Origin of the sequence: Litorilituus sediminis (assembly GCF_004295665.1) — a bacterium.
GTDB lineage: Bacteria > Pseudomonadota > Gammaproteobacteria > Enterobacterales > Alteromonadaceae > Colwellia > Colwellia sediminis.
On the sequence record NZ_CP034759.1, the window covers coordinates 3,970,631 to 3,982,032 of the forward strand.

Here is an 11,402-nt window from a genome sequence, read left to right on the forward strand (position 1 = left end):
CGATTGAGTTGAAATTGGGTTGAAATTTGGTTGAATTAATTATCAAATGGGCTATTTAATAACACCATATCTTCAGGCGTGACTTTAAGCCATGCACCTTGGCTATACCAATCACCTAAGACAATGCGCTGTGCTTCTTGCTGATTAGCCGTTAGTTTATGTACATTCGGCCTATGGGTGTGGCCATGAATCAGTAGTTGGCAGTGGTATTTTTCTAAGCATTTAATCACTTCATGCTCGGTAACATCCATAATCTCCTGCGATTTCATTGATGTTGCTGCACTACTTTTTTTTCTATAGTTAGCGGCAATTTTTTTGCGAACAAAAAGCGGTAAGCTTTTTATCATCGTTTGCCACCACCATGAGCGAGATTTTACACGGAACTTTTGGTAATCAATATCGCGGGTACATAAGGTATCACCGTGCATAATAACGACTTTTTCTCCGTATAACTCTATTTGCTCAATTTCATTGAGTAACTTGATATGAGCTTTTTCAGCGTATTTTTTGCCAAGAAGGAAATCTCGGTTACCGTGAATAAAATAAGTTTCTGTACCGGTTAGACTTAGAGTTTTTAATGCCTCAGCAATTGTGCTAATAAATTCACTATCATCGTCATCGCCAATCCAAGACTCAAATAAATCGCCTAATATGTAGAGCTTTTCTGCTTTTACTGCCTCTTGCGCTAAAAACTGAATAAAGCAGGCGGTGATGTCCGGCCTGCTTTGAGTTAAGTGTAAATCGGCAATAAAGTAGGTTAATGCTTGTTTATTGCTACTTGGCATTGAGTGACTTACTCAACTGTTGCTGCAGTAATAATGATTTCTTCTTTTGGTACATCGCCGTGGCCAAACATATTACCCGTTTCAATTAAGGTCATTTTATCAACAACTTCCATACCTTCAACAACTTCGCCAAATACACAGTAACCCCAACCTTGGAGTGATTCGCTGGTAAAGTCTAAGAAGTTGTTATCTGTTAAGTTAATGAAAAATTGCGCTGAAGCTGAATGTGGCTCTTGAGTTCGTGCCATAGCAATGGTACCGCGTTTGTTGCTTAAACCATTGTTGGCTTCATTTTTGATGCTTTCGCGGGTTGCTTTTTCTTCTAAACCCGGAGCAAAGCCACCACCTTGCGCCATAAAACCTTTGATTACACGATGAAAAATAGTGCCATTGTAGAAACCTTCTTCTACATACTGTTTGAAATTCTCTGCAGTAATTGGCGCTTTATCGAAGTTAAGCTCAATTTTAATATCGCCAAGGTTTGTTTGTAATGTGATCATAATGGTCTCTTTAGTTACTATGAATTTGTTAATTGACAAATTGTATCGCAACTTTATGGCAATTTCTTGTGAAAAAAGTGTTTGCGTTAATGATCATGCTAGATTGTTAAGGTACAATCGCCCTTCATTTGATAAGAATTAACTTTCATATAGGAGTCTATCGACCTCATGTTGCAGATATACAACACCTTAACTCGACAAAAAGAGACCTTTACACCAATTAATCCCGGTAAAGTAGGCTTGTATGTATGTGGTTGTACAGTGTATGACTTGTGTCATATTGGTCATGCAAGAACCTATATTAGTTTCGATAATATTGCGCGTTATCTGCGTTTTTCTGGTTATGACGTTAATTACATCCGTAACATTACTGATGTTGATGATAAGATTATTAATCGCGCTATTGAAAATAATGAAACTGCTGACGAGTTAACTGAGCGTACTATTGCTGATATGCACCAAGATTTTGATGCACTTAACATGGCGCGTCCAGACTTAGAGCCTCGTGTTACCACGCATATGGGTGAGATTATCGCTATGATTGAAACCCTGGTTGCTAAAGAACATGCTTATGTTGCTAGCTCAGGTGACGTATTATTTGATGTATCAAGCTTTGCTGACTATGGCAAATTAAGTGGTCAAAATCTTGAGCAACTGCAAGCAGGATCTCGTGTTGATGTTGATGAATCAAAGCATAATCCATTAGATTTTGTTTTATGGAAATCAGCCAAACCTGAAGAGCCAAGCTGGCAGTCTCCATGGGGGAATGGTCGCCCGGGCTGGCATATTGAATGTTCAGCAATGAATGCCAAAGAGCTTGGCGCTCATTTTGATATTCATGGTGGTGGCTCTGATTTACAGTTTCCACATCATGAGAATGAAGTGGCACAAAGTTGCTGTGCACTAGACACGCCGTATGTAAATTACTGGATGCATACCGGCATGGTGCAAGTTGATCAAGAAAAGATGTCAAAATCGTTAGGCAATTTCTTTACAATTCGTGATGTACTTGCACAGTACGATGCTGAAACGGTACGTTTCTTTTTGACCACAGGACACTATCGTAGTCAATTAAACTACTCAGCAGATAATTTAAATCAAGCGCGTGCATCACTTGAGCGTATTTATACTGCGCTTCGTGACGTACCAACCTTAAATGGTTTTGAGTTAGATAAAAGCAACTCGTATGTTCAGCAGTTTTGCCAAGCAATGGATGATGATTTTAATACCCCGCAGGCAATCGCAGTATTATTTGAATTAGCGAAAGAATTAAACTTGGCAAAAACGCAAGATGAAGATAAAGCTAAGCAGTTGGCTTCAACCCTTGTTGCCCTTGGTGGCATTATTGGCTTGTTGCAGTTAGAGCCTGCGGCGTTTTTACAAGGTCAAAATGATGAGGATGAAGTTGCCGTGATTGAAGCGTTAATCGCGCAACGTAATCAAGCGCGTGCAGATAAAAACTGGCCACTTGCTGATGAAGCGCGAGATAAATTAAATGCCATGAACATAGTGCTAGAAGATAGCGCCGGTAAAACAACATGGCGAAAAGCGTAACTTGGTTTACTTTATCTAGGTTTACTTTTCTCAAGACATAAAAAAAGAGCTATATAGCTCTTTTTTTAGGTCAGTCTTTTGCAAGAATTATTGTTTACCAAACTCTTCGCAGGCAATTAACGTATTTTCAATTAGGCTCGCAACTGTCATTGGGCCAACACCACCTGGCACAGGGGTAATATGCGATGCTTTCTCTTTGGCATTGTCAAAATCAACATCACCAATTAACTTTCCTGATTCTAATCGGTTAATGCCGACATCAATAACAACAGCACCTTCTTTTATCCACTCACCTGGAATAAATGCTGGTTTACCGACAGCAACAACTAATAAATCAGCTTTTCTTACTTGTTGCTCTAAATCCTTAGTGAAACGGTGACAGGCCGTTACTGTGCAACCTTTTAAGAGTAATTCTAATATCATTGGGCGACCAACAATATTAGAGACACCAATAACAACAGCATTTAAGCCTTTGGTATCAACGCCGGTTGATTGAATTAAGCTTACTATGCCTTTTGGCGTGCATGGTCTTAAGCCAGGTTGACGTAATAGTAATTTACCGACATTAGATGGATGGAAGCCATCGACATCTTTTTGCGGGTTTATATGCTCTATAATTAAGTCTGAGTTTAATCCTTCAGGTAACGGCAGCTGTACCAATATACCATCTATTGTATCGTCTTGGTTTAGTTCACTCACTAAAGAAAGTAATTCTTGCTCTGTGGTAGTGCAGGGTAAGTCATATGAGCGAGAAACAAAGCCTACTTCTTCACATGCTTTACGTTTACTACCAACATATACTTGCGAAGCAGGATCACTGCCTACTAAAATAACGGCTAGACCTGGTGCTCTTTGGCCATTTTCAATACGTTGTTGAACTTTTTCTTTAACGGAATTTCGAAGCTGTTTGGCAATATCTTTGCCATCAATCAATGCTGCTGTCATGAGCTTTGTTGGATCCTGAATGTGGATGGTGGAACACGGCGACATTTTGCCATAAAGCCGTGCTTAGGTGTAGGTATAATTTCATTAAAGTGTTAAAAGCTTGATCTACTCCAAATCTGCATGTCAGCATGAAAAGTCAGCAATTTATTACTATTATATAAACACTTTTAGCTAACTTGCGTTAAAAGTGAGCGAACAGATATTTTTTTATAAAAAAGGTTTGACTGCACTAAAGCAAGTCGGTAATATCCGCACCCGTTGAAAGCGACACAGCTTTTAACAATATGTCGGTGATTAGCGCAGCTTGGTAGCGCACTTGGTTTGGGTCCAAGGGGTCGCAAGTTCGAATCTTGCATCACCGACCACTTTTCTTACATTTACTTATCGTAAAAAGAAAAGTACCTGTAGGTAATGTGCGCCCTTAGCTCAGCTGGATAGAGCAACGCCCTTCTAAGGCGTGGGTCGTAGGTTCGAATCCTACAGGGCGTGCCATACTTATTTATAGGTAATTATGGTGGCTATAGCTCAGTTGGTAGAGCCCCGGATTGTGATTCCGGTTGTCGTGGGTTCAAGTCCCATTAGCCACCCCATCTTTTACTTTGTTAGTAATCATGCTAATAAAGTGTCAGAAGATAATGTCGGTGATTAGCGCAGCTTGGTAGCGCACTTGGTTTGGGTCCAAGGGGTCGCAAGTTCGAATCTTGCATCACCGACCACTTCTTCAATTTCTTCGTCAATTTTTCTAAATTTACACACTATATTTGCCATTGCTATCTTCTCTAATGCCAGAATAATTGCGCTTTGTGTGCATATCTCTACATAGATCAAACTTTTTTTGCTCTTGTACTCGACTCTTGTGAAAACCCTAGCTATAATTCCGCGTCATTATTTTTGTAATTGTGCATCTTTTGTTGCAAATTTGATAAAAAATTATCAATGCTGGGCGTTATTAGATGTGAAATAAAAGCGTAGTACGCTAAGTTTTGAGGTATTTAAATGCAAGTTTCAGTTGAGACTACACAAGGTTTGGAACGTCGTTTGACTATTTCTGTTCCTGCCGAAACAGTAGATGTTGAAGTAAAGAATCGTCTTCGTCAAATTGGTAAAACACAACGTATTAACGGCTTCCGCCCGGGCAAAGTACCACCATCAGTAATTCAAAAGCGCTATGGTAAGTCTGTACGTCAAGAAGTGGCTGGTGAATTAATGCAGCGTAACTTTGTTGACGCGATTATCGCTGAGAAAATCAACCCAGCGGGTCGTCCTTCATTTGTAGCAAAAAGCAATGAAGAAGGTAAAGAGTTAGAATTTGAAGCGACTTTTGAAGTTTACCCAGAAGTTGAATTAAAAGATTTAGATAAAATCGCTGTTGAGCGTCCTGACGTTGAAGTAACTGAGTCAGACGTTGATGAAATGTTTGTTACATTGCAAAAGCAACACCAAACATGGAAAGAAAACAAGCGTAAAACTAAGAAAGGCGATAAGTTAACTATCGACTTTACTGGCCGTGTTGACGGTGAAGAGTTTGAAGGTGGTAAAGCGGAAGGTTTTGAATTAGAACTTGGCGCAGGTCGTATGATCCCAGGTTTTGAAAAAGAAATCACAGGTATGAAAGTTGGTGAAGAGAAAACTATCAAGGTAACTTTCCCTGAAGATTACCACGCAGAAAACCTAAAAGGTAAAGATGCAGAGTTTGATATTGTTGTTCACAAAACTGAAGGTCCAATCCTTCCAGAAATTGACGACGAGTTTGCTAAATTATTCGGCATTGAAGAAGGTGGCGTAGAAGCCCTTCGTGCAGAAGTGAGCAAAAACATGGCACGTGAATTAACTTCTGCGGTAAAAGCAAAAGTTAAAGAGCAAGTAATTGAAGGCTTATTAGCTGGTCACGAAGTTGAGTTACCTTCAGCGTTAGTAGCGCAAGAAGTTGATGTATTACGTCAACAAGCTATGCAACGTTTCCAAGGTCAAATGGATCCTAAGAATTTACCAGAACTTCCAGCTGAAATGTTCAAAGAGCAAGCTGAAAAGCGTGTTAAAATTGGTTTATTATTAGGCGAAGTTATCAAGGTTAACGAATTAAAAGTTAACGATGAAAAAGTGAATGAGTTAATCGCTACTGCGGCTTCAGCATATGAAGATCCACAAGAAGTTATCGATTACTACGCAAACAACAAAGAACTTATGCAGCAAATGCAAAACGTTGCTTTAGAAGAGCAAGCGGTTGAGTTACTCGTTGAAGGCGCGAAGGTAAGAGATAAAAAAGCTAACTTTAGCGAAATCATGAATCCTGAAGCTAAGTAGTAGTAATACTGCTGTCAATGGCACTTTTCCATTGACAATAGCGTAAGCAATCGATTAAATGGCTTGTATGTATTCATACAAGCCATTTTTTTAATAACGATATTATAATCTTTGGTTAATTAAAGCATTTATTTATAAGGGAAGGATTACACTTGTTTAACTCTCAACTTCATTCTCAGATTAACTCACAAACAACTGCAGCAAGCCAAGCTAATGACATTGAAAGTGCTTTAGTGCCAATGGTGGTAGAGCAAACTTCAAAAGGTGAGCGTTCTTATGATATTTATTCACGTTTACTAAAAGAGCGTATCATTTTCTTGTGTGGTCAAGTTGAAGACCATATGGCCAACCTTATCATCGCACAGTTATTATTTCTTGAGTCTGAAAGCCCTGATAAAGATATTTTCCTTTATATTAACTCTCCTGGTGGCTCTGTTACTGCAGGTATGGCAATTTATGATACCATGAAGTTTATCAAGCCTAATGTTAGTACCGTTTGTATTGGTCAAGCAGCAAGTATGGGCGCTTTTTTATTGTCGGGTGGAGAGAAGGGCAAGCGTTTTTGTCTGCCAAATGCGCGTGTAATGATTCATCAGCCTTTAGGCGGTTTCCAAGGTCAAGCATCAGATTTTGAAATCCACGCTAAAGAAATCTTATTTATTAAAGATAAACTGAATAAATTAATGGCTGAACATACTGGCCAATCGCTTGAGAAAGTTGCCCAAGATACGGACAGAGATAATTTCTTAAGTGCAGAAAGTGCGGTTGAATATGGCTTAGTTGACTCCATATTAGAACAACGTAACGATTAATAATTTTCCGTGTATACTTACTAGTAACGGAGTACTAGTTTCTTAAAGTTTAGAGGTAAGGCATGACCGATATAAAAAAAGGCAGCGATAGTGGTAAATTACTGTATTGCTCATTTTGTGGTAAAAGCCAACATGAAGTACGAAAACTAATTGCCGGTCCATCAGTATTCATATGTGATGAATGTGTAGAGCTTTGTAACGATATTATTCGTGAAGAGATCACTGAAATTTCACCAAAAGAAGAGAAAGAGGCATTACCTTCACCGATAGAGATCCGTGAAAGTCTAGATGATTATGTTATAGGTCAAGAGCACGCTAAGAAGGTGCTTGCTGTTGCAGTGTATAATCACTACAAGCGTTTACGTAACGGTGACACCCATAATGGCGTTGAATTAGGTAAGAGTAATATCTTACTTATTGGCCCAACGGGTAGTGGTAAAACCTTACTTGCACAAACCTTAGCACGTTTACTTGATGTGCCATTTACTATGGCTGATGCAACAACACTTACTGAAGCAGGTTACGTGGGTGAAGATGTTGAAAACATCATTCAGAAGCTATTGCAAAAATGTGATTACGATGTTGAAAAGGCACAGCGTGGTATCGTTTACATTGATGAAATTGACAAGATTTCGCGTAAATCTGATAACCCATCTATTACCAGAGATGTTTCAGGTGAAGGTGTTCAACAAGCATTATTGAAGCTGATTGAAGGTACGGTTGCTTCTGTACCACCTCAAGGTGGTCGTAAACACCCTCAGCAAGAATTCTTACAGGTAGATACTTCTAAGATCTTGTTTATTTGTGGTGGCGCATTTGCTGGGCTTGATAAGGTGATTGAGCAACGTTGTCATACGGGTGTTGGTATTGGTTTTGGCGCAGAAGTTCGCGGTAAAGATCAAGAAAAATCCCTTACTGAGCGTTTTGAGAATGTCGAACCAGAAGATCTTGTTAAGTATGGTTTAATTCCTGAGTTTATTGGTCGTCTGCCTGTTGTAGCGACATTAAGAGAGCTTGATGAAGATGCCCTGATTCAGATCTTGCAAGAGCCTAAAAACGCACTAACTAAACAGTTTACCGCTTTGTTTGATATGGAAGACGTTGAGCTTGAGTTTAGAAAAGATGCATTACTTGCAATCGCTCGTAAAGCAATGGAGCGTAAAACAGGTGCGCGTGGTTTACGTTCTATTGTTGAAGCGGTATTACTGGAAACTATGTACGAACTGCCATCTCTAGAAAATGTCAGTAAAGTTGTGGTGGATGAAAATGCCATTAAGGGTGAAAGTAAACCTATCGTTATTTACGAAACACAGCAAGAGCAAGCTGCATCTGAATAATCGTTTTAACGAATAAATATCATTAATGAAAAAAGAACCGAAAGGTTCTTTTTTGTTTTTACGCTGACAATAATTTTTTAAACTAAATAATTCAGCTTTTTTTTAGCAAGTTGTTGAAAGCGCATTGACCAACCCCATATAGTTTCTTATAACTGAAAACTCGTTAATTGATTTTCATGATAACTAACAAAATCCCCAAAAGAGTAACTAATGAGTCAAGAATTATCTACAGTAAGTGAAATCCCTGTATTAGCATTGCGCGATGTCGTAGTTTATCCACAAATGGTTATTCCATTATTTGTTGGTAGAGAAAAGTCTATTCGTTGTTTAGATATCGCCATGGAAGACGATAAAAAGGTGTTTTTAGTAGCACAAAAGGATGCTGCTATTGATGATCCGCAAGCTGATGATGTTTATAGCACAGGTACCGTTGCTACCATATTACAAATGCTGAAATTACCAGATGGTACGGTAAAAGTATTAGTAGAAGGCGAACAAAGAGCTAAAGTTACTGAGTTTGTAGAAACTGAGCAATATTTTAGTGCCAGCATTGAATACCTTGCTTCAACGAAAAATGATGAAGCTGATATTGATGTGTTAGTGCGCTCGGCCATTTCACAGTTTGAAGGCTATGTAAAATTAAATAAAAAGATCCCACCTGAGGTATTAACCTCGGTATCTGGTATTGATGATGCTGAGCAGCTAGCCGATACCATGGCTGCACATATGCCGCTTAAGCTTGTAGATAAGCAAAAAATACTTGAAATTGACGATGTTAACACGCGCTTAGAGCACCTGATGGCGTTGATGGAAGGAGAGATCGACTTATTACAGGTTGAAAAGAAAATTCGCACCCGCGTTAAAAAGCAAATGGAGAAGAGTCAGCGTGAGTACTACTTGAATGAGCAAATGAAGGCCATTCAAAAAGAGCTTAACGATGGTGATGATGCGCCAGATGAACTTGAACAAATGGCAAAGCGCATTGATGAAGCGCAGATGCCAGCCGAAGCAAAAGATAAAACGTTAGCTGAGCTGCAAAAGCTTAAAATGATGTCGCCTATGTCAGCAGAAGCTACTGTTGTGCGCAGTTACATCGATTGCATGCTTAATGTACCGTGGAAAAAGCGCAGCAAATTAAAACGTAACCTTGCCTTAGCGCAAGAGGTACTTGATAAAGACCACTTTGGCTTAGATAAGGTGAAAGAACGCATTCTAGAGTATTTGGCGGTTCAGCAACGTGTCAGCCAGTTAAAAGGTCCTATTTTGTGTTTAGTCGGGCCTCCAGGTGTTGGTAAAACATCTTTAGGTCAATCTATTGCTAAGTCTACTGGCCGTAAATATGTTCGTATGGCATTAGGTGGTGTTAGAGATGAAGCTGAAATTAGAGGTCATAGACGAACTTATATTGGCTCATTGCCGGGTAAGTTAATTCAGAAAATGTCTAAGGTTGGCGTTAAAAACCCATTATTTTTACTTGATGAAATCGATAAGATGGCTTCGGATATGCGCGGCGACCCAGCTTCAGCATTATTAGAGGTACTTGATCCTGAGCAAAATACTAGCTTTAACGATCACTACCTTGAAGTTGATTATGACTTATCTGATGTTATGTTCGTCGCGACATCAAACAGCATGGATATTCCAGGGCCGTTATTAGATCGTATGGAAGTTATTCGTCTGTCTGGCTATACCGAAGATGAAAAGCTTAATATTGCCCGCAATCATTTACTTGAAAAGCAAATTCAACGTAATGGTTTAAAGGCAAAGGAAATAGAAATAGATGACAGTGCCATTATCGGTATTATTCGTTATTACACCCGTGAAGCCGGCGTACGTAGTTTAGAGCGTGAAATTTCTAAGCTGTGCCGTAAAGCGGTTAAAGCAATTTTACTTGATAAAAAGCTTAAGAAAGTCACCATCAATCAAGGTAATCTAGATGAATATTTAGGTGTGCAACGCTTTGATTACGGTAAAGCGGATGATGAAAACCGGGTTGGTTTAGTTACTGGCTTAGCATGGACACAGGTTGGTGGTGAGTTATTAACGATAGAAACTGCTTCTGTGCCAGGTAAAGGTAAGCTCACTTATACAGGCTCATTAGGCGATGTTATGCAGGAGTCTATTCAAGCGGCGATGACGGTTGTTCGTAGTAGAACAGAAAAATTGCGTATTAATGATGATTTCTATGAAAAGCGTGATATTCATGTGCATGTGCCAGAGGGGGCAACACCTAAAGATGGCCCAAGCGCAGGTATAGGTATGTGTACTGCGTTAGTATCTAGCCTAACAGGTAACCCAGTGAAAGCTGATGTCGCTATGACAGGTGAAATTACACTACGCGGTGAAGTGTTAGCGATTGGCGGCTTAAAAGAGAAGTTATTAGCTGCACATCGTGGTGGTATTAAAACGGTTGTCATTCCTCATGAGAATGAAAGAGACTTAAAAGATATACCTGATAATGTTAAAGCTGAGCTAGCAATTCATCCGGTGAAATGGATTGAAGAAGTGTTAGCGATTGCGCTTGAACACCCAGTAGATAAGTGGCAAGCGGCCGATAAATAGTGCTTTTGCTAGGCATTTTTTGATGATTTGCATCAAAAAATGCCAAAAAAGACAAATTTTTTAAAAAAAATTGCAATTAGAGCTTTTCAAACGCTGAAACTGTGGTAAGTTAACTACGCTTATATCGCTAGACCCCTTGCTACTTATGCAAATAAGCATAAATTGATAGATAAGTTGGCTAGTCGAAGTATTATTTTTAAACTCAACGCTTGAGGGATGACAAAGTTCAAAATGAACTTTTGTTGTTACCATAATTAAACAAGGATAGCGTTGTATAATAACAATTGAAGGGGTAATCACTGTGAATAAATCTCAACTAATCGAGAAAATTGCTGCTGGCGCAGATATTTCAAAAGCTGCTGCGGGTCGTGCGTTAGATTCATTTATTGGCGCAGTAACTGATGAATTAAAAAATGGCGAGCAAGTAGCTTTAGTAGGTTTTGGTACTTTCTCTGTACGTGATCGTGCAGCACGTACAGGCCGTAACCCACAAACTGGCGCAACAATTGAAATTGCTGCGGCTAAAATCCCATCTTTCAAAGCGGGTAAAGCATTAAAAGACGCTTGTAACTAATACTTGCTTCTTTATTACCTTAGGTAATT

General features: G+C 39.3%; 9 protein-coding genes and 4 tRNA genes. 10 read left to right on the forward strand and 3 right to left on the reverse strand.

What is annotated here, in order from left to right:
- Positions 1-35 precede the first annotated feature (35 nt).
- The gene (locus EMK97_RS17595) at positions 36-785 is read right to left on the reverse strand and encodes a UDP-2,3-diacylglucosamine diphosphatase (RefSeq protein ID WP_130604086.1); all 750 of its coding nucleotides are present in this window, start codon (positions 783-785) and stop codon (positions 36-38) included.
- 8 nt (positions 786-793) lie between these two features.
- Complete coding sequence (locus EMK97_RS17600; RefSeq protein ID WP_130604087.1) at positions 794-1,285, reverse strand: peptidylprolyl isomerase; 492 nt, start codon at positions 1,283-1,285, stop codon at positions 794-796.
- 168 nt (positions 1,286-1,453) lie between these two features.
- On the opposite strand from EMK97_RS17600, the gene cysS reads away from it, so the two are divergent.
- Entirely contained in the window at positions 1,454-2,839 is a 1,386-nt protein-coding gene (cysS, locus tag EMK97_RS17605) for a cysteine--tRNA ligase (protein ID WP_130604088.1), read from the forward strand.
- Between the two features lie 87 nt (positions 2,840-2,926).
- Here the strand turns inward: cysS and folD are convergent, their stop codons facing one another.
- Complete coding sequence (folD, locus tag EMK97_RS17610; protein ID WP_130604089.1) at positions 2,927-3,784, reverse strand: bifunctional methylenetetrahydrofolate dehydrogenase/methenyltetrahydrofolate cyclohydrolase FolD; 858 nt, start codon at positions 3,782-3,784, stop codon at positions 2,927-2,929.
- 288 nt (positions 3,785-4,072) lie between these two features.
- Between folD and EMK97_RS17615 the strand changes: the two genes are divergently transcribed.
- The 9 genes from EMK97_RS17615 (at position 4,073) to hupB (ending at position 11,373) form a co-directional block, all read left to right on the forward strand.
- Positions 4,073-4,149: transfer RNA gene (locus EMK97_RS17615), tRNA-Pro, on the forward strand.
- 50 nt (positions 4,150-4,199) lie between these two features.
- Positions 4,200-4,276 (forward strand) — tRNA-Arg (locus tag EMK97_RS17620).
- A 22-nt stretch (positions 4,277-4,298) separates the two neighbouring features.
- Positions 4,299-4,374, forward strand: a tRNA-His gene (locus EMK97_RS17625).
- 49 nt (positions 4,375-4,423) lie between these two features.
- Positions 4,424-4,500, forward strand: a tRNA-Pro gene (locus EMK97_RS17630).
- A gap of 280 nt (positions 4,501-4,780) precedes the next feature.
- Positions 4,781-6,088, forward strand: a complete 1,308-nt coding sequence (gene tig, locus EMK97_RS17635; RefSeq protein WP_130604090.1) for a trigger factor — start codon at positions 4,781-4,783, stop codon at positions 6,086-6,088.
- Positions 6,089-6,327: 239 nt separating this feature from the next.
- Complete coding sequence (clpP, locus tag EMK97_RS17640; protein WP_246028955.1) at positions 6,328-6,900, forward strand: ATP-dependent Clp endopeptidase proteolytic subunit ClpP; 573 nt, start codon at positions 6,328-6,330, stop codon at positions 6,898-6,900.
- 62 nt (positions 6,901-6,962) lie between these two features.
- Entirely contained in the window at positions 6,963-8,237 is a 1,275-nt protein-coding gene (gene clpX / locus EMK97_RS17645) for an ATP-dependent protease ATP-binding subunit ClpX (RefSeq protein WP_130604092.1), read from the forward strand.
- Between the two features lie 210 nt (positions 8,238-8,447).
- The gene (lon, locus tag EMK97_RS17650) at positions 8,448-10,799 is read left to right on the forward strand and encodes an endopeptidase La (RefSeq protein WP_130604093.1); all 2,352 of its coding nucleotides are present in this window, start codon (positions 8,448-8,450) and stop codon (positions 10,797-10,799) included.
- Between the two features lie 301 nt (positions 10,800-11,100).
- A complete protein-coding gene (gene hupB / locus EMK97_RS17655) occupies positions 11,101-11,373 on the forward strand; it encodes a nucleoid-associated protein HU-beta (protein ID WP_130604094.1) in 273 nt (90 codons plus the stop codon).
- Positions 11,374-11,402 lie beyond the last annotated feature (29 nt).

What these genes read in the sequence shown, in the direction of transcription:
- EMK97_RS17595 (WP_130604086.1), bottom strand. Translation starts at nt 785, where the DNA reads ATGCCAAGTAGCAATAAACAAGCATTAACCTACTTTATTGCCGATTTA.
- EMK97_RS17600 (WP_130604087.1), bottom strand. Translation starts at nt 1,285, where the DNA reads ATGATCACATTACAAACAAACCTTGGCGATATTAAAATTGAGCTTAAC.
- cysS (WP_130604088.1), top strand. Translation starts at nt 1,454, where the DNA reads ATGTTGCAGATATACAACACCTTAACTCGACAAAAAGAGACCTTTACA.
- folD (WP_130604089.1), bottom strand. Translation starts at nt 3,784, where the DNA reads ATGACAGCAGCATTGATTGATGGCAAAGATATTGCCAAACAGCTTCGA.
- tig (WP_130604090.1), top strand. Translation starts at nt 4,781, where the DNA reads ATGCAAGTTTCAGTTGAGACTACACAAGGTTTGGAACGTCGTTTGACT.
- clpP (WP_246028955.1), top strand. Translation starts at nt 6,328, where the DNA reads ATGGTGGTAGAGCAAACTTCAAAAGGTGAGCGTTCTTATGATATTTAT.
- clpX (WP_130604092.1), top strand. Translation starts at nt 6,963, where the DNA reads ATGACCGATATAAAAAAAGGCAGCGATAGTGGTAAATTACTGTATTGC.
- lon (WP_130604093.1), top strand. Translation starts at nt 8,448, where the DNA reads ATGAGTCAAGAATTATCTACAGTAAGTGAAATCCCTGTATTAGCATTG.